Origin of the sequence: Corynebacterium sp. 045007 (assembly GCF_040743205.1) — a bacterium.
GTDB classification, from domain to species: domain Bacteria; phylum Actinomycetota; class Actinomycetes; order Mycobacteriales; family Mycobacteriaceae; genus Corynebacterium; species Corynebacterium jeikeium_D.
Genome location: NZ_JBFLKW010000004.1, coordinates 120513 through 138946, shown reverse-complemented (window position 1 = coordinate 138946; position 18434 = coordinate 120513). Strand labels below are relative to the sequence as shown.

Here is an 18434-nt window from a genome sequence, read left to right as displayed (position 1 = left end):
TGCCGACTAGTCTACAGCCCATAACCAATTTTTCGCACATGTGTTCAGAGACTCGTGGTTACGTTGCGCTCCTAGCGCGCCGACAGACACCTCATTACCCTGGGGCGCATGAACGACGACATTACAATCAGCCCCTACTCCAATTCGCCGAGCACGCGCGGCGTTGAGCGCATTGACTACGGCAATGTCACGATTTATAAGACCTCCGTCGGACCGATGGACAACAACGTCTACCTTTTGGTCGACTCCCGCGAGCCCGACAATTCCCTACTTATCGACGCCGCCACCGACGCCGACCACCTAATCCGCCTGGTTGAGCACGTCGGCGCGCAGGTCCGCACGATTGTCACCACGCACTCCCACGGCGATCACGTTCAGGCGCTCGGCGAGCTCCTGCAGTCATTCCCGGCCCGCCACATCACGTCCAGCCTCGACGCTGCCGACATTCCCGAGCCCGCCGACCAGCAGCTCGACGGCGGCGAGACCATCACGTTCGGCGAGGACATCACGCTGCCCACGTTCATCCTGCGCGGACACACCAAGGGCGGTCTCTGCCTCGACCTGTCCGCCAAAGAAGCCGGCGCGCTTTCCGAGGGCACCCCGTCACACCACCTCTTCGTCGGTGACAGCGTCTTCCCAGGCGGTGTCGGCAAAACGTACTCGCCCGAGGATTTCACGCAGCTTATCGACGATGTCGAGAGCCGTGTCTTCCGCGTCTACCCCGCCGACTCGGTGATTCACCCCGGCCACGGCAAAGACACCACAGTTGGTGTCGAGAGCCCCGAGGTCGAGAACTGGCGCCAGCGTGGTTGGTAGCGCTGGATGAGCGTGGTCGGTAGCGCTGGATGAGCGTGGTTGGCAGCGCTGGATGCAGCCGGAGCTTCTGAAAAACTTGTCATTCCCGCGACATAAATAGGCCGGGCTGCGTAGGATTAATAGTGAATTACAGCGACCAGATGGCCAAAAACACGGTTTCACCTGGACGACAAAGGAGATGGAATTTAGATGATTCGCAAGTTTGCCCGACCAATGCTGGCCTCGGTTTTCGTTGCCGACGGTGTCGACACGCTGATGAACCAAAAGGATCATGAAGAGGGCGCACGCGACCTAATTGCCCGCGTCCGCTCCGTAACCCCGAACCAGTACAACAAGTACGTGCCAAATAGTGAGAAGCTGGTTGTCCAGGTCGTCGCTGGTACCAAGGTTGCTGCGGGTTCCCTCTACGCTCTGGGTAAGGCTCCACGCCTGTCCGCCACCGCTCTGGTCGCTGCACAGGTTCCGACGATGCTGGCTCGCCACGCATTCTGGGAGACCCAGGATTCGAAGGAGAAGGCAGCTCGCCGCACTGGTTTCCTGACCGACATCGGTCTGCTGGGTGGCCTCTTCCTGGCTACCGCTGACACCGACGGAAAGCCGGGTGTCGCTTGGCGCGCTGAGAAGGCTGGCAAGCAGCTGAACAAGAAGGTTCAGGCTGCCCTGCCGACCAAGTCTGAAACCGAGCAGCGCACTGAGGAAATCAGCGCAGCCTTCGCTTCCGCCGGCGAGAACGTCCGCGAAAAGGCTGGCCTGCTCCGTGACCGCGCTTCTGAGGCCACCGATGGGGCTCGTGAATACGTCGAGGACAACAAGGACGGCTGGCGCGAGCAGCTCACCGACGCCTTCGACACCGCTAAGAGCTACGTCGAGGACAACAAGGACGACTGGATTGCCAAGGCTACCGAGCTCGCTGAGGACGCTCGCGACTACGCCGAGGACCTGGGCAAGGATCTCAAGAAGGACACTCGCAAGCAGCGCAAGGAACTGCGCAAGCGCGCAGCCAAGGCTTCCAAGGAGGCCAAGAAGTCCGCAAAGAAGGCGCAGAAGCGCCTGCAGTAAGTTTGCTGCCGCAGTTAAAGCGGTATACTTAAACGCTCCCCACGCCACTACGCGTGCGGGAGCGTTTTCATATTTTTATATTCATTCAGCACATCAGTTAGCACTAATTCAGCGATTCGTTGAGGAGACCAGGTTGGCGTCGCGCGCATCCGAGCCCGGGCAGGACCAGACAGGCCGCATTGGCCGCACTGGCCAGGCAGGTCTGCCGGACCAAGCAAGTTCAGCACCACAGCGAGAAGAAGAGAGTACCCTCGCTGCCGAACAGGCCTACGTCGACCGTGCGTTCAGCTTCCTCGACCGGGCACGCGAGCGCGACCAAGAGTACCTGCGCCAGGTCATGCTCATCGACGCCCCAGACCCGCAAGCCCGCGTTGAACGCGAGGTGGAATACCACCGACTACAGGCTAATCTGGACCGCTACCGCTCAGCCGAGATCGGCCTGGTCTTTGGTCGAATCGATATCGATGACATAGACCCCGACAATCCTTTGGCAGAGGAAGGGCCGGGGGCGACCGTCGATAAGCGATACATCGGGCGAATCGGCCTGTCCGATGAAGGCGACGATTACCGCACGGTCATCATGGATTGGCGTGCCGACGGTGCGCGCCCGTTTTACCTGGCCACGACCGCGCATCCCGAGGGAGTCAGTCTGCGTCGCCACCTGCGCACTCACGGCCGGAAGGTCCGCAGCATTGACGACGAATGGCTCTCCGGCGAGGAAGCCGACAGCGCACACGAGACCGAAGTTGAAGCGGGCGTCGGTGGCGAATCGGTGCTGCGGGAGGTCATGAATCAAGCGCGCACCGGCCATATGCGAGGCATTGTGGAGACCATTCAGCGCGAGCAGGACCTCATCATCCGCGACTCCACCCGCGGCACCCTGGTCGTCCAGGGCGGTCCCGGCACGGGCAAGACGGCGGTGGCGCTGCATCGCGTCGCGTGGCTTCTCTACACCTACCGCGATCAACTGGCGAAAACCGGTGTCCTCATCATCGGCCCGAACACAACTTTCCTCGACTACATCTCGCGCGTGCTGCCGAGCCTCGGCGAAACTGGCGTGGTGCTGACCACCATCGCCGATCTCTACCCCGGCGTGCGCGGTTCCAACGCGCTTATCGACGGACACAACCCCGAACCCCTGGTTGCGCAGGAAGTTAAGGGCTCGATTGAGATGCTCACTATCCTGCGCGAAGCCGTGCGGGCCTACCAGGAGCTCCCCGCGGAACCTCTTGAAGTCCGGAACGACAACATCACCCTGACGATCACACCTGACATGGTGAAAACTGCACGCACGCGTGCGCGGCGGACTCGGAAACCCCACAATCTGGCCCGGCCGATTTTCCGCGATCACGTGGTGGAGCTCCTGGCCGCGCAGATGGCCGAGGTCATCGGCGCCGACCCGCTGGGCGGCGAGAACCTGCTGTCCGTGACCGACGTTGCCGACTTACGTGACGAAATTGACGAATCGGGAGCAGTCGCCGACATCCTCGACGAGCTGTGGCCTGCGCTTACGCCCGAGCGGGTGCTGTCGGAACTGCTGAGCTCTCGCGAGGCCATCGACTACGCCGCCAGCGATTACGACGAGCTGACGCGCGAGGCTCTCTACCGGCCGGAAGGCACCGCCTGGATGCCTTCCGACGCCCCGCTTCTCGACGAGCTGGCGGAACTCCTCGGCCCGGTTGGTGAATCGGAGGCCGATGAAGAGGATTGGCAGGCCCGCGTCGAGGAGGCGCAGGGCGCGTTGGATACCCTGTCCAGTTCTGCATCCCAGGATCTTGACGACGGCTTCGAGGCCGAGATTTTGTCAGCGTATGACGTCATCGATGCCGAGGCACTGGCCGAACGCCACCGTGAGCGCGACCTGCGATCCACCGCCGAGCGGGCGGCGGCGGATCGTCTGTGGGCCTACGGCCATGTCATCGTCGACGAGGCTCAGGAACTCTCCGCGATGGCCTGGCGAATGCTGCGCCGCCGCAGCCCCAACGGCTGGATGACCCTCGTCGGCGACGTGGCCCAGACGGGCTCCCCCGCAGGTGCCGCGACCTGGGATGATGTGCTGGAACCCATCATCGGCTCGAGGTGGCATCTCCACGAGCTGACCGTCAACTACCGCACCCCAGCTGAGGTGATGGAGGTCGCCGCCAGCGTCCTGGCCGAGATTGATCCGGAGCTGGAGGCACCGCAGTCGATCCGCGCGACCGGCCGCAAGCCTGTCCAGGCTCGCACCGTGACGGAGGCTCTGGCGCATGTGGAGCAGGTTGCGCAGCCGGACCGCCTGGTCGCTGTGATCGCGCCCGCCGAGTTGCTCGAAGCCACGCGCGCGGAGGTGCGGGATTTTCTCGGTGGTGGAGCTGATGGAGATGGTGACCCTGATGGTGCTGGCGGGGCTAGTGCCGCCGATGACGCACCTGCTACTCGCCCCAGCAAACTCACCAACTGCGCGGTCTACGACATCACGACCTCAAAAGGCCTGGAATTCGACGAGGTCATCGTCGTTGCGCCCGACCAGATTGTGGCGCAATCCCCACAGGGGCTACAGGACCTGTACGTTGCACTGACTCGTGCGACCCAGGGGCTAATTGTTGTGGCGCCTCAGCAGTCGGGCGTTTTGCCGGAGCTGCAATGGTTAGAATGACGAGGATAGTGCCGTACAGAATGAGTGAGACATAATGTCCCAAAACTATCTACCTCAGCTAGCTGAACTTCGCGCACGCCGTCTCATTGCCCAGGGGTTAGCTGCAAGTCAAGCACGCAGCGATTGGAATACAAACCTCAAGTCGCCTGCATTATCAGCAACGCATGGCATGGTTGCTCTGCAAGGACAGAATTATTCGAACGGTGTTGATGCCATCGCCTTGCGCAGTGGCAGCACCACCGACGATGTTTTAGCAGCCATTTCTTCTTACGACATCGTTCGCTGTTGGTCGCAACGAGGCACCCTGCACTTTGTTTCAGCGCAAGACGCGGGAGCAATTATGAGGTTGACGAATCCGCGCATCGAAAAGGCAGCAGCAAGACGTCGTACGACACTCGGGCTTTCTCAAGATGATGTGCAGACCGCAAGGGCAGCATTTCATTCCGAATTGCGCTCACGTGGCCTGTCCGACCCGCTGACTCGGACTGAAGCCTATGAGGTTTTCGCAGATCATGGAATAGACCCCACGGAACAAAGAGGTCCTCACCTACTGCGCACATTCGGCGGCGAAGGCGCTGTCGTCCAAGGGCCACGAAGAGGATCCGAAGATACCTTCGTCCTGCTTGCCGACGTAACGTCCAAAGACGGCCTCTCAGCAAATACCACAGAGGGCTCCAGCACAGAACACTCAGCTGAATCCACGCTGGCCGACATTGCCTGGCGCTATGTTAATTCCCGCGGACCTATCTGTGTAGCTGACTTCGCGTGGTGGCTGGGGCTGACGAAAACTCAAGCGAAAAAGGCCCTTAAGCTTATCGATCACTTAATAGTTCCTTTCTCCCTCGATTCCTCTGCCTCTCCGGACGCGCCAACTGACACAGAATTCATCGGTGAAAATCTCGCGCAAAATGAGTACTTCATGCCGACATGGCAGCAGAACGTAACTGAAGCCGAGCTTGAAGCCGCGCTTTCACTGACGCTTCGACTGCCCGCTTTTGACGAGTACCTCATGGGCTACGGCAGCCGCACCGAAACTCTTCCTGAATCCCTTCGCAACCAGGTCTTAACCAGAAACGGAATTAGCTGGCCTTTTGTAGTTGAAGAAGGGGTTATCACCGGCCGACAATAGAAAAACCGGCACCTCAACCCAAAGGTGCCGGTTTAAAGCGAAAGCTAAACTGTTAGCTCACCGTTTTATTAGCTCACAGTGTGAACAATCATGACGTCACAGTCCGACTGACGAGCAACATCAGCCGGCACGGAGCCCAGCAGACGACCAGTCAGCGAGTTAATGCCGCGGTTACCGACCACCAGCAGGTCAGCGCGGCGGTCGGTGACCAGAGACATCAGAGCCTCAACCGGGGAGCCGGAGCGAACCTCGGTCTCAACCTTGGTAGCGCCGACGGCCTCTGCGGCCTCCTTAGCAGCAGCCAGGTTCTTCTGAGCCGGATCATCGCCGAGGACCTGAACCGAATCCTGGCGCAGGGTCTTGGACGCATCCTCTGCAGTCTCGTAGTAAGCGCAGCCGATAACCAGGGTGGCATCGAAAGCAGCGGCAATCGAGGCAGCGCGCTCTACTGCGAGCAGCGACGACTTAGAACCATCCGTGCCGACAACAATGGTCTTGTAATCACTCATGAAAACTATCCCTCACTGTGGAAGTTGCATTAAAACAGTTCATCGTGCGTAACGCCGTCGTTGCCCCGAACCCACTGGCCAGAGCCACTTTCGCGAATACACTGTTTTACTTCCCACAACAGTAGCAAAAAACTACTCGACACCGGCCTCAATCATCCCCTTAAGTTCCTTCTTGAGGTCGAAAATCTCATCGCGCAAGCGCCCCGCGAGCTCGAACTTCAACTCTCGCGCAGCCGCGGCCATCTGCTCCGACAGGTCCGCGATAAGCGCCTCGAGCTCAGCCCTCGGCATCTGCTTACCGCTGGCACCATCGGCCGCGCCCGAGCCGTCGGCACGCGAGAGCAGCGCATCAGCGGCCGCACCGGTCTTGCCTTCGTAATCGGTGTCAGCGTTGTCGTAGACCTGATCCAGAATGTCCGCGATCTTCTTGCGCAGCGGCTGCGGATCGATGCCATGCTCGGTGTTGTACGCAATCTGCTTTTCGCGGCGGCGCTCCGTCTCGTCGATGGCGAACCGCATGGAATCGGTGATCTTGTCGGCGTACATGTGCACCTCGCCGGAGACGTTTCGCGCGGCACGACCAATCGTCTGAATCAACGAGCGCTCCGAACGCAGGAACCCCTCCTTATCGGCGTCGAGGATTGCCACCAGCGAAACCTCGGGCAGGTCGAGGCCCTCGCGCAGCAGGTTAATGCCGACCAGCACGTCGTACTCGCCGAGCCGCAACTGTCGCAGCAGCTCAACGCGCTTGAGCGTATCCACATCCGAGTGCATGTACCGCACCTGCACACCATTTTCGAGCAGGTAGTCGGTCAGGTCCTCCGCCATCTTCTTCGTCAGGGTGGTCACGAGAACGCGCTCGTCACGCTCGGTGCGCTTTCGGATCTCGCCGATCAGATCATCAATCTGCCCCTCAGTAGGCTTAACGACGATCTTGGGGTCCACCAGCCCAGTCGGACGAATGACCTGCTCCACATACTCTCCACCGGTCTTTTCGAGCTCATAGTCACCCGGCGTTGCGGACATGAACACGACCTGGCCCACGCGGGCATCGAATTCGTCGAACGTCAGCGGGCGGTTATCCAGCGCCGATGGGAGGCGGAAACCGAAGTCGACGAGGTTGCGCTTACGGGAAGCGTCGCCCTCGAACATGCCGCCAATCTGTGGCACGGTGACGTGCGACTCATCGATGATGGTGAGGAAGTCCTCCGGGAAATAGTCAATGAGCGTCGCGGGGGCCGAGCCCGGCGCGCGACCATCGATGTGGCGCGAGTAGTTCTCAATGCCGGAGCAGAAGCCGACCTGTTCAATCATTTCGAGGTCGTACTCCGTGCGCATGCGCAGACGCTGTGCTTCCAGCAACTTGCCCCGGTTTTCCAGATCCGCCAGGCGTTCGGCGAGTTCGGCCTTGATGTCCGCGACGGCCCGTTCCATGCGCTCCGGGCCGGCGACGTAGTGCGTAGCAGGGAAAATGCGCAGCTCCGGGACTTGGTCGATGACGTCGCCCGTGACTGGATTGAGGTAGTACAGCGAATCAATCTCGTCGCCGAAGAACTCCACCCGCACGGCCTTTTCTTCGTAGGCCGGGATGATGTCGACCACGTCACCTTTTACTCGGAAGGTGCCGCGGGTAAAGGCAATGTCATTGCGGGCATACTGAATGTCCACCAAAAGGCGCAGGAACTGGTCGCGGTCGACTTCCTCTCCCTCCTTCAGCCACACCGAACGGTCGAGGTAGGACTGCGGGGTACCCAGGCCATAGATGCACGAAACAGAGCTGACGACGACTACGTCGCGACGCGACAGCAGCGCTGAAGTAGCCGAGTGGCGCAGTCGCTCCACGTCCTCGTTGATGGAGGAATCCTTTTCAATATAGGTATCGGTCTGCGCGATATAGGCCTCGGGTTGGTAGTAGTCGTAGTACGAAACGAAGTACTCGACCGCGTTGTTTGGCAGCAGGCTGCGGAGCTCATTGGCCAGCTGGGCCGCCAGCGTCTTGTTCGGTGCCATGACCAGAGTTGGCCGCTGCACCTTTTCGATCAGCCACGCTGCGGTGGCTGACTTACCGGTGCCCGTGGCACCCATCAGGACTACCTCGCGCTCGCCTCTATCTAGGCGCTCCGACAGTTCCGCGATTGCCTGCGGCTGGTCGCCCGAGGGCTCGAACTCGCTGATGACCTCGAAGTTTCCCTCAGCGCGCTCGACTTCACCGACGGGCCGGAACTCCGAGTGCGCGAGGACGGGTTGCTCTGCTGCAAATGCCATAGTTCCCAGCGTAGCGAAGGCTGTCTTGAAAGCGGCTGGTTACGTTACTTCCTGGGGCTTTGGGCTGTCCAGGGCTGGGGCCCAGGGGCTTAGGAGCGGCTGTCGAGTTCCGGACCAACATTAAAATCGGCACAGATTTGGACAAGGCTGGCATAAAGTCGCTGCCAGGCCAGCAAAGGCAGGTTCCGCTTCACCAGCTGGCCCTTAGTGCGCATGGACTGACTCCTGGTGAAGCGCAAGCCGTCTTATCGATGGTCCGCGGCTGCGGCTGCGAGGCTGCGAGGCTGCAAGGCTGCGGGAGGCCTGGGTTATCCACACCCTGAAAGTTGTCCACAGATTGGACGTGGAGCCTCTCTCGCAGCGAAGTCCCTGGGCCGAAAAAGCTTAGAGTCCCGACCATGGGAAGTTTCACCACGGCCGAGTTGCGTGCACTCGGCATCGGAGAGAAAAAGACCAGAGCCCTCCTACAACAAGGCAGGCTAACTAAATTGGTACGGGGCCTCTACATTGACGACCACTCTCCCGCCTCAGTCGCCCGAGCAATCACGGGGCATTACAAAAGCATTGCGCTAAGCGGTAAAAGCGCAGCTCAAATCCACTTGAGACTTCCCCTGACACTTCCTATCCAGGCAGAGGGCGCGGGATCAGTTCAGGCCGAGACCTTCTCCATTAGGCACAGCCGCCTGCCGGCCTACACCGACATCAATGGCCTCCCAGTTGCCGAAGCCCTCTGGGCAGCACGCGCTTCAAAAGACTATGCACACAGAATCCTGGAAACACACTACGCCGGCCGGGACGGCGAGAAGCGACTCAACCACGACCTCAGCCGGATGCGGAAAGTCCCCGCATGGCTGCGTGAAACCATCACCACCACGCCGATTGGCTCATGCAGCGAACTCGAGCGCAAGCTGGCCCGTCCACTAATCAAGCGCGGGTACCGCATCCGAATGAACCAGTACATCGGCCCCTACTGCTTCGACATCCTGCTTGACCAGTGGAAAATAGCCATCGAAGTTGACTCAGAGAAGTACCACGCCAACGAGGACTCGTTCATCACAGATCGCTGGAAGACCAACTCCGGCACGCTGCACGGCTGGATAATCCTAAGGTTCACAGACTCATGCATCAATTGGAATCTCGACAGCGTCCTCGACGAAATCGAGCAGGCAATCCGATGGGTACAAAAGCGCCGTCCCCGCGTGGACTATAAACCAGGATGGCCTGCCTGCCAGAAAGTCTGGGAGTGGAATCCAACGGTTGGCTACGCCAACAAGCAATGACACCTGTCATGGGCAATTCGTGACACCACCTATACGTCCATACCTCTAATCCGCGCTGAACTTGGAACTATGAATCCGGACGTAATTCTCGAGTTCTCCAATATCACCAAGCAATTCAGCAAAGGCCAGGTAACCGCACTCGATGATGTCAGCGCCACCGTCCGCCGCGGTGAGGTCGTCGCCATCCTCGGTGAAAACGGCGCAGGCAAAACCACACTTATCGATCTCATCCTCGGCCTGACCACACCCACCGCCGGCCGCATCGAAGTCAACGGCCAATCATCCAGGAACGCGGTCAATGCTCAGCAGGTCGGCGCTATCTTGCAGACGGGCGGTTTGCTTCCCGACGTAACGGTCGAGGACACACTCAAGATGATTGCCAGTGGCTATTCGGAGCATGTGGCGTTGGCGGACGTCGTAAAGCAAGCGCGGCTGGAACCCTTGCTGAAGCGGAAAGTCGGTAAGTGCTCGGGCGGTGAGCAGCAGCGATTGAAGTTTGCGTTGGCCCTGCTCGGTGATCCGGAGTTGATTGTGTTGGATGAGCCGACAGCGGGGATGGATCCGAGTGCGCGGCGCAATTTTTGGGCGGATATTCATGCCCGGGCGGAGCGTGGCACGACGGTGTTGTTCACCACGCATTACATGGATGAGGCGGAGGATTTTTCGAAGCGAATCATCATGCTGCACAAAGGGCGTATCATGGCGGACTTGGATACGCCGAGCATGCTTGCGCTGAGTAAATCAGTGCTGGTTGAGGCTAATTTTCCGGGTGCGGCACCGGAGCTTTCAGAGCGCACTGAGGTCGATGAGGTCACCTGGTTGAGTAGCGCTGCTGGGGAACCGGCCGGGACCAGTAGGCGCGTGCGGCTGCGGACACGGGATTCGGACTCACTGCTTCGTCACTTGGTAACGGAGACGGATGCGACCGACTTCACGGTCCAGCGCGCGAAGCTTGATGACATTTTCATTTCTATGCAGCGTGACGCAGATGTTGCAGCTGATGCCACGCCCGATGTCGCCGTGGCTGCTGGGAACTAAAGGAAATAACTGGAAAGGATTGCCATGACGTACACCGCGACTGAAACTTCGTCCGACATACCCGGCGCGACTGCTGGTACCAGCGCAACAAAGCTAACCGAATCCCACGGCCTGTCGACATACATCGCCATTCAGATCAAACGCTATCTGTCCGACTGGTCGAACCTGTTCTTCTCCATCGGCCTGCCCATCTTGTTCTTTCTGGTGTTCGGTGCCTCGCTCGACCGCGGCGGCGATGCCTTCCCTCACGGCAATGTCACCGCCTACGTGATGATTGGCATGGCTATTTACGGCGGCGTCACAGCAGCGGTGGCCAGCGCCGGACAAACGATTATGGAGCAAACCACGGGATGGGGTCGCCAGCTTGCGCTGACACCAATGTCGACGTCGCATATTGTACTAAGCCAGGCAATTCTGGTGCTCTTCGCCGCAGTGTTGCCGATTGCGGCAATGTATCTTCTCGGCCTCGTCATCGGCGCCGAGATGGAGCCACGGGCCTGGATTGTCAGCTTCATTCTCTGTGTTGTAACCTGTCTGCCGTTTGGTTTCTACGGCTATGCCTGGGCACTGCTGCTGCCGAAGCCGTCAGCGCTCAGTATCGCGTCGGGCTCGATTGTCGTGCTGTCTTACCTCGGTAACCTCTTTATCCCGATGCAGGGCACGTTGCTGGCAATCAGCCGCTTCACGCCACTGTTCGGTTCTGTGACTCTGTCGAGGTATCCGCTGACCGCAGGTCTTACTCCCAGCACGGATACTGGTGCAGGACTCTACACCGAGCCACTGTGGGTGCCCATTGTCAATGTTGCAGTGTGGAGCATCCTGCTAATCGGCTTCTGCATATATCTGAACAAGCGCGAGAAGTCGCGGCTGTAAATGGCGCGGCGAAACACGGCTAGATAGCAAACCCAAGCGATAGCCATCGCCTCCATCTAACCTGTGACTAACTAGACCAACTTCCCTCTGCCACCGACCGAGACCGCCTAGGCATCTATGACAACCACTTTGCGACGCAGCTTCAGCCATCCCTTCCAGGGATTCCATGTCTACTCCGCACTGTCGGCTGGCATCTGGATTGTGGTTTTACCCTTCGTCTTCTTCGGTTTCGGCGCCGAAAAGGTCGCTCAGATAACTGCGCTGATTGTCAGCTTTGCGCTGGTGTACATCTTCATCTGGGGCTCACTTCACTACTATCCTCGCGGCTGGTTGCAACGAGCTCGCAACATACTTGCCCTGTGCATAGTCGCAGCGTTCGGCCTGCTCTCCATCCCGCTTGTGGGAAACGGCGCCAGCGCATTCCTGCCATTTGTCGCAGCATTGCTCAGTTGGATGCTGCCCATCATCCCCGCCATCCTCAGCATTGGCGTGCTCGGCGCAACAATCGTTACCATTAGTCATTTCTTGGCTCCGGAAAGCGGTCTCATCTTACCCATCGATGCCCTGTTTTGGGCCGTCGTTGTCTGCTGCGTTGTTCAACTCAGCAGGTTCTCCCAGGAACGAGCCCAGCTCAACCAGGAAATTGAGCTCAGCCAGCAGCGCGACTCCATCGCCCGCGATGTCCACGACGTGCTGGGCCATTCGCTGACGGTCATCTCGCTCAAATCTGAAGTCGCGCGGCGTTTGGTCCACACCAACCCCGATGCCGCCGCTGCCGAACTCGAGGCCATCACCGCTCTGTCGCGCACATCGCTTGCCGAAGTCCGCTCAACAGTCACACGCATGCGCCAGCCGGATCTCGCAGGCGAGCTCGCCGCCGCCGCGCGGGCATTCCACACCGCACACATTGAGGCTTCGCTTCCCGACGATTCCAGCGGTGTAACCACCAATGCGAAACTCTTCTCCTGGGTGATTCGCGAGGCCACCACCAATATCATTCAGCATTCTGAGGCAGAGAATGTCTCAATCGAACTCACACCATCCAGCGTGGAAATCATCGACGATGGCATCGGCTTCGACATTTCCGACCTAGGCTGCGATTCCTCCGCGGCTACCACGGGCGAAGGCCAAACTGTCGCCGCTGGTGGATTGGCTGGGCTGAAGCAGCGTGTCCAGGATGCTGGCGGTGACCTCATTATCGAGTCCGCACCAGGTCGCGGCACTCGCCTTGTGGCCACGATGACGCAGTCACGCTTGCAGCGCTCGCACCGCTCCCACCACGCGGGCCGTTCATCCACCACAAGCTCCAAAAACCACCTCACTGACACAACCGTCACCGAATATGCGCGGGAGAATAGATGATTCGCGTTCTCATAGCTGATGATCAGCACCTAGTTCGAGGGGCTTTAAAGGCTCTACTGGAAACCGAACCGGACTTGGACATCGTGGCTGAAGCCGCCGACGGCATTGAAACAACGCAAAAAGTCATCGAGCAGGACGTCGATGTCGCGCTTATTGACATCGAAATGCCGCGCCTCAACGGCATTGACACCATCGCGAAAATTTCTGACCACTGCCGCTGCCTCGTCGTCACTACTTTTGCTCGCCCCGGCTACCTCAAACGCGCACTTCAGGCCGGTGCCAGCGGATTCCTGGCAAAGGACACGCCTCCTGAGCAGCTCGCAGAAGCTATTCGACGCATCCACTCCGACCTCCGAGTCATCGATCCGGCCTTGGCCGAGGCCTCACTTTTCACGGCCGACTCTCCCCTGACCGACCGCGAAGTCGAGATCGCTCGACTGATTCTCCAAGGCGCTGATACGGGCACAATCGCCGGCCAGCTCTTCATTGCCAAGGGCACGGTGCGCAATCAGGTGTCGTCAATTATCACGAAGACGAATACCTCAAACCGCGTCGAGGCCGCGAAAACTGCTCGCGACAATGGTTGGCTCTAGAAAACAGGTCGAAATACCGCCCTGATTTTCATCGAATCGTTATTACTTTCATAGTGCGAAAACTCCCTACTGCCCACTGCGTGACGCCTACGAACACCCACCACACCTTTGCTTCACGACGTGCACTCATCGCCGGTATCCTCGCCACAACCGCATTGACCTTCACCGCCTGCTCTCAAAACGACGGCGCAGTAACTAGCCAATCGGCAGCTGACACCGCCACCATGACTCAGACTGACGGCAACGCATCAAACGCAAACTCAGAGAATAGGCCGAACCCAACCGGCTCAAACTCTGATGCTGGCGGCAGCAATAACGGTGGCGCTGCCGGAAACTCCGACGACACCTCCGACGATGCAAATTCTTCCGAGACGGCCCCATCACAAAATGGTGGACAAACCAATGGGGATACCGAAACCACGTCTTCGTCGTCAAGCGAAAATGCAGACATCGGCCAGGCGATGAGGGACATCATCTACAGCAACTCGTCGCCGGGGACCACGTTTACCGGGGGCGAGGAGATGACTGTTTACGTGTATGGCGATGGTTACCGCACGAATCTGGTCGTTGCCGGGCCGAATACCAGCTGTGAGTTTACCACCGAGGTCTTCCATCAGCAGACCGACGGTCTCAACGCCACCGCTGATAACATTCGCGATAATTTGAAGCCGAATATTCAGGCAACGAGCCCTGCGACCGGCCAGACCTACGATGTCAGCTGCGGCACGCAGGGCGATGGTGTCGTGGCGTGCAGCGGCGGAAACGACGCACGGATTTATATCAATTAGCGTTGATTGCCATTTCGGGAGCAGGCATTTCGTCTTCACTCGTTGACAGCGCAATTGCTGAATACTGCCCTGGCCGATTGATCAGTTTCGACAGACTTGCGGTAATGGCAGGCAACGATTTCACATCGGTGTAGGTCAAGTACCGAGACTTCCATACAGGCTTGAACTTCTCCTTGTAATTGCGCAGCCCGCGGAAGTTATAAATCCGTCCGCCGTAGTTGTACACCAAATAGATCGTTTTTTCGCTGAGCCTAGAATGCGGTCGGGCACCTGTGTTTGACATTGGTGCCATGCCAAAATTGAACTCGGTATATCCATGGTTCTTTGCCCACTCCATCAGATTCACGAAAATGCCATCCATCACTCCATCTGGAGCATCAGGTCGAATGCGCATCAAATCCACTGACGCAACCCTTTGCCCTTGCGGCATTATCGAAGCAAATCCTTCGACACGGTCTGAATCCGCCGATCGAACAACTGCAATCGGTGCACGTGACAGATAATTCTCATCAAAGAAACCGAGCGAGAAGCTCATTTCCGTGCGTTTTCCGAGCCACTCCTGCGATGCGTCTCGCAATTCCATAATGAATTCTGGGCTGTACGGTGCCTCGGCAATTTCAAAAGTACAACCAGAGCTTTCTAACTTGTTGTACATACGTCGGAACGTCTTGCCCTTATTACCGACTCGGGTGAAACCCGAAATATCAACCGTCGCATCTTCACCGAGTTTGACCAGGCTCATGCCCTCATTTACACATCGAGCCAAATGGTCTTCGCCCACTTCATAGAATGCGACCGAGCACTGAAAGGTATCCGCATAGTCAATAAAGTCCGCGAACAGTTGATTGAAGGCATCCGGGTCGCCGAATGGATCACCGAGTGCAATCAAGGTCGTGCCATGGGGGCGGTACAGCAACGCTGCACGGTCCGCACCATTTCGCTTATCGACGGTAAAGAAAACCTGCTTATCGCCTAGGTAATACAGATGCGAAAAAGCATTCCCGCCCCATTTTTCAATCAGGGCCTCGAATCGACGTGTCTGCTCTTCGTTTGGGGCTTCGAACTCCGGAGCGCGACAGCGAGAAAACAATACTGCAATTGCCACAGCACATGCGAGCATTACGTAGAAAAGAACCATTGGCCAGTGAGTATTGGCATGCGGGGATGGTGCGGGTACATTGACCACCTTATTTACCCGAAGCGCATGCCAACTCGAAAGAACGATTGGAATAGCAATCGCCAGAGCTGCCGTTGGTACGAAACTACTCCACTTTAATGGGAGTGGATCTCGATCAAACGCACTGCGAGACGCGAATAGTGCAAGTGCAAAGACCCCAAGATAAATAGCCTCTTCGTAGTCGATTCCGCGCACTAGACACGCAACCGCTGCCACCCCAAGCAGCACTAAAACCAGCTGGTAGCAGCGTCTGACTCGTTGGTTAATTCCGCGAGCCAAGATAAGCAACATGACGGCGATAAACAGCACTGTCAAATGCGATGCACGCCGGACAGTGCTCGGCAAAACTTCTTCGATAATCCGAATACGTGAAGCAATTTCAGGTGTCAGCGCCGAAACAAAGAGCAAAAGACTAGAGAAAACGGTGATAACTGCGAGTATCCGAGCCATGACACGGTGCGGAAAATCGGACTCGAGTTCTTTCACGCTGTCGGAGACCCAAAAGACCGCCGCCAGCAGCCACGGAACGATGTAATAGAAAACGCGGTACAGTACAAGGCCAAGCAGAATATGGTTAGTGTCGAGGCCAACTTTGGCGCACAGCGCAAACACTGTGAGGTCGAAGCTACCAGCTCCTGCAGGCAGGAAAGATAGCAATCCGGCCAGAGTGGCGGTTGCAAAAATAAAGATAGCAATCGGGAGTGAAAACTCCGGTGTGAACACCCGAACGCATACCCAGAAGAACAGCCCAGCTGCTGCCCAATCAACGACTGAGGTGCCGAGAAGATACCACTTTTCCCGCTTTCCTATCTGCGCAAAAGTCGTTTTTCTTAAATCAATTACGCCAAGTTTAAATCTATCCGCTAAGAAAAACAGCGGCAGATAAAAACATGAGATTATGGCGACGACAATTAACCAGCCATCGAAATGCACTGCGTACGGCAACGTTATTGCCAACATTACGAATAACCCGAGTAGGTTGGCAGCCCACACACTTGCCGAAACACCAATGGACTTACCTCGGTCCGCACCCGCCCAGGTATAGTATTTCGCACGGATTGTACCTCCGGTGAGCCCACCGAATCCGGCGAAATTATTAAAGGCCTGCGCAATCCAGCCAATCTTCAATGCTTCGCGTGGCGACACCTCCACACCGGCATATTTGGAGGCGACCAAGTCGTAGAGTCCCGTCGCACTGAACGCAATCAGACCTAACACCATGATGATTGCGTTTACGTGCATCGACGTATCAGCAAAAATTTCTCGAAGTTGGCTTCCTGAAATGGCGGCAAACTGGCCACGAGCCACAAGCACGATAATGGAGATTATCGCGATATAGAAAACAATCTTTAAGATTTTTCCGTGCGCCTTAAGCCACTGGTACAAGGATTGCATCGTCATACCTTTAACTCCGATCTTTAATTTCGCAGATGATCTAAACCAGACAGCCATACTTTTGATGGCCGCATCGAGAAAAATAGTGTTCTTGTGTTCTAGTGGCTTTGCGCCCGGATAAGATTCATTTTCTCCGCAAGCCAGGGGAGCTCGTCGTCAAGCGCGCGATCCCACACTTTCCATTCGTGCGTACCGGAATAGGTGCGCTCTTGGACGTCCATTCCCTGTTCCCGTCCGGCTCGGCAGACTTTCCACAGCCCTTCGATGACATCTTTAGATTCCTCATCGCCTATGGAACAGAATGCGGAATAACCAGTGAAGTCTTCGCCAGAAGCGAAAATCGATAACGGATTATTTGCCTCAAACGTGGCCTTGTCGCCACCAAAGCCCTTCTCGATTGTCGTCTCAAGGTTGTGCAGATTTGGGAACTCCTCGCCTGACATGTCCAGCACGGTACGATACGGGCCTCCCTTACGGCTGAGAACTTGCATCGCGCAGGTACCACCATTGGACAATCCACCTACTGCCCACGACTGCGGTCGAGTATCTACTTGGAAATGTTGCTCCAACCACGCCGGTACGTCATGTTCCAAATAGGTTGCGACCGCCCCATTTTCAGTGTCGGAGCAGAGCGGATTCTTGAAGCTCGAAGATAGCTGATCAACTATCGCCACAATCGGCGCCAAACCATTGTGTTGCTCAGCAAAGCGATCCATAGTATTTTTCAGGTCGCCGTTTACCAGCCAATCCTTCGACGTACCCGGCTGTCCTGGCATCAGTACAAGCACAGGCAGCAGAGGACGAGGTCGAGCGAAATAGGCAGCTGGAACATAGATAATGGAGGAGCGCGGAGAAAAGTCAGTAGCAGGGATATCTGCTTGCACGAGAACGCTGCTATCAGAGCTCAGTTTTTCGACTTGGCGTGGCCGCCACCGTTGTTCCAAGGATGTTTGTTTTGCCGACTCACTGTCACCGGGACGATAAACATCCGCGACCGGCGCAAGCCCATCTACCTCGCCAAAAGCCTGCACTTTGCCTGGTCCGCGTAGCACCTGGGCCAAGTTTGCATACGTGCCATAGTGAATATTGGGAACGGCATAGGCGCCGAGTACTGATAATGAGCAGACGAGAAGACCCGCAATGATGCGCCTAGGCTTCTTGGAAAACGCAATTACAACTAGAGCAACGATGCCGGACAAGCCAGATGCGAATGGTCCGAAAACTTCAATACCGATGTAGTCCGGGATCGGTCGCCACACCTTATTAAGCACATACCAGCCGATGGTGCTCACCACAGAGACAGCCACTACAATCGCGCAAACTTGAATTAGTCCCGATTTTCTAGAGCTGTTCCCCTTTGCAACCAGCCAAAGGAGAAACCCGAGAGTCAGCAGCATTAGTATAACTGCGATAATTTCTGGAACTCTGCCACGCAGCTGTACCAATTTGGCAGCCTCAAGGGCGTACCACGACCAATCTTGCATGCGGTAAAGACTATTTTTTAAAAGGAAGAGA

The 18434-nt window shown here is 57.4% G+C and carries 14 protein-coding genes; 10 read left to right on the top strand and 4 right to left on the bottom strand.

The window, feature by feature from the left end; translation table 11 throughout:
* Positions 1 to 108 precede the first annotated feature (108 nt).
* The 4 genes from AB1Z34_RS03835 (at position 109) to AB1Z34_RS03820 (ending at position 5639) form a co-directional block, all read left to right on the top strand.
* Complete coding sequence (locus tag AB1Z34_RS03835; RefSeq protein WP_367157925.1) at positions 109 to 816, top strand: MBL fold metallo-hydrolase; 708 nt, start codon at positions 109 to 111, stop codon at positions 814 to 816.
* 189 nt (positions 817 to 1005) lie between these two features.
* Positions 1006 to 1875: a DoxX family protein gene (locus AB1Z34_RS03830; RefSeq protein ID WP_016422909.1), complete on the top strand. Its 870-nt coding sequence runs from the start codon at positions 1006 to 1008 to the stop codon at positions 1873 to 1875.
* Between the two features lie 133 nt (positions 1876 to 2008).
* Positions 2009 to 4510: an AAA family ATPase gene (locus AB1Z34_RS03825; protein WP_367157924.1), complete on the top strand. Its 2502-nt coding sequence runs from the start codon at positions 2009 to 2011 to the stop codon at positions 4508 to 4510.
* A 34-nt stretch (positions 4511 to 4544) separates the two neighbouring features.
* On the top strand, positions 4545 to 5639 hold the full coding sequence (locus AB1Z34_RS03820; protein WP_016422911.1) for a crosslink repair DNA glycosylase YcaQ family protein: 1095 nt from the start codon (positions 4545 to 4547) through the stop codon (positions 5637 to 5639).
* A gap of 68 nt (positions 5640 to 5707) precedes the next feature.
* Here AB1Z34_RS03820 and AB1Z34_RS03815 read toward each other — a convergent pair whose 3' ends face one another.
* Positions 5708 to 6148: a universal stress protein gene (locus tag AB1Z34_RS03815; RefSeq protein WP_005511992.1), complete on the bottom strand. Its 441-nt coding sequence runs from the start codon at positions 6146 to 6148 to the stop codon at positions 5708 to 5710.
* Between the two features lie 132 nt (positions 6149 to 6280).
* Positions 6281 to 8413, bottom strand: a complete 2133-nt coding sequence (gene uvrB, locus AB1Z34_RS03810) for an excinuclease ABC subunit UvrB (protein ID WP_016422912.1) — start codon at positions 8411 to 8413, stop codon at positions 6281 to 6283.
* 398 nt (positions 8414 to 8811) lie between these two features.
* On the opposite strand from uvrB, the gene AB1Z34_RS03805 reads away from it, so the two are divergent.
* The 6 genes from AB1Z34_RS03805 (at position 8812) to AB1Z34_RS03780 (ending at position 14347) form a co-directional block, all read left to right on the top strand.
* Positions 8812 to 9693 (top strand): type IV toxin-antitoxin system AbiEi family antitoxin domain-containing protein, encoded by an 882-nt coding sequence (locus tag AB1Z34_RS03805; RefSeq protein ID WP_016422914.1) that lies wholly within the window; start codon positions 8812 to 8814, stop codon positions 9691 to 9693.
* A 69-nt stretch (positions 9694 to 9762) separates the two neighbouring features.
* Positions 9763 to 10731: an ABC transporter ATP-binding protein gene (locus AB1Z34_RS03800; RefSeq protein WP_005511996.1), complete on the top strand. Its 969-nt coding sequence runs from the start codon at positions 9763 to 9765 to the stop codon at positions 10729 to 10731.
* A 24-nt stretch (positions 10732 to 10755) separates the two neighbouring features.
* The gene (locus AB1Z34_RS03795; protein WP_016422915.1) at positions 10756 to 11604 is read left to right on the top strand and encodes an ABC transporter permease; all 849 of its coding nucleotides are present in this window, start codon (positions 10756 to 10758) and stop codon (positions 11602 to 11604) included.
* A 117-nt stretch (positions 11605 to 11721) separates the two neighbouring features.
* Complete coding sequence (locus AB1Z34_RS03790) at positions 11722 to 12966, top strand: sensor histidine kinase (RefSeq protein WP_367157922.1); 1245 nt, start codon at positions 11722 to 11724, stop codon at positions 12964 to 12966.
* Positions 12963 to 13559: a response regulator transcription factor gene (locus AB1Z34_RS03785; RefSeq protein WP_016422917.1), complete on the top strand. Its 597-nt coding sequence runs from the start codon at positions 12963 to 12965 to the stop codon at positions 13557 to 13559. The genes AB1Z34_RS03790 and AB1Z34_RS03785 overlap by 4 nt, the downstream gene beginning before the upstream one ends.
* An 80-nt stretch (positions 13560 to 13639) precedes the next feature.
* Entirely contained in the window at positions 13640 to 14347 is a 708-nt protein-coding gene (locus tag AB1Z34_RS03780) for a hypothetical protein (RefSeq protein WP_016422918.1), read from the top strand.
* Here AB1Z34_RS03780 and mprF read toward each other — a convergent pair.
* Positions 14340 to 16925 (bottom strand): bifunctional lysylphosphatidylglycerol flippase/synthetase MprF, encoded by a 2586-nt coding sequence (mprF, locus tag AB1Z34_RS03775; RefSeq protein WP_016422919.1) that lies wholly within the window; start codon positions 16923 to 16925, stop codon positions 14340 to 14342. The genes AB1Z34_RS03780 and mprF overlap by 8 nt on opposite strands.
* A 92-nt stretch (positions 16926 to 17017) precedes the next feature.
* Entirely contained in the window at positions 17018 to 18403 is a 1386-nt protein-coding gene (locus tag AB1Z34_RS03770) for an alpha/beta hydrolase-fold protein (protein WP_016422920.1), read from the bottom strand.
* Between the last annotated feature and the right edge of the window lie 31 nt (positions 18404 to 18434).

Coding starts and splice junctions, on each gene's coding strand:
- AB1Z34_RS03805 (WP_016422914.1), top strand. CDS start 8,812: ATGGGAAGTTTCACCACGGCCGAGTTGCGTGCACTCGGCATCGGAGAG.
- AB1Z34_RS03795 (WP_016422915.1), top strand. CDS start 10,756: ATGACGTACACCGCGACTGAAACTTCGTCCGACATACCCGGCGCGACT.
- AB1Z34_RS03800 (WP_005511996.1), top strand. CDS start 9,763: ATGAATCCGGACGTAATTCTCGAGTTCTCCAATATCACCAAGCAATTC.
- AB1Z34_RS03820 (WP_016422911.1), top strand. CDS start 4,545: ATGTCCCAAAACTATCTACCTCAGCTAGCTGAACTTCGCGCACGCCGT.
- AB1Z34_RS03835 (WP_367157925.1), top strand. CDS start 109: ATGAACGACGACATTACAATCAGCCCCTACTCCAATTCGCCGAGCACG.
- AB1Z34_RS03785 (WP_016422917.1), top strand. CDS start 12,963: ATGATTCGCGTTCTCATAGCTGATGATCAGCACCTAGTTCGAGGGGCT.
- mprF (WP_016422919.1), bottom strand. CDS start 16,925: ATGACGATGCAATCCTTGTACCAGTGGCTTAAGGCGCACGGAAAAATC.
- AB1Z34_RS03770 (WP_016422920.1), bottom strand. CDS start 18,403: ATGCAAGATTGGTCGTGGTACGCCCTTGAGGCTGCCAAATTGGTACAG.
- AB1Z34_RS03830 (WP_016422909.1), top strand. CDS start 1,006: ATGATTCGCAAGTTTGCCCGACCAATGCTGGCCTCGGTTTTCGTTGCC.
- AB1Z34_RS03815 (WP_005511992.1), bottom strand. CDS start 6,148: ATGAGTGATTACAAGACCATTGTTGTCGGCACGGATGGTTCTAAGTCG.
- AB1Z34_RS03790 (WP_367157922.1), top strand. CDS start 11,722: ATGACAACCACTTTGCGACGCAGCTTCAGCCATCCCTTCCAGGGATTC.
- uvrB (WP_016422912.1), bottom strand. CDS start 8,413: ATGGCATTTGCAGCAGAGCAACCCGTCCTCGCGCACTCGGAGTTCCGG.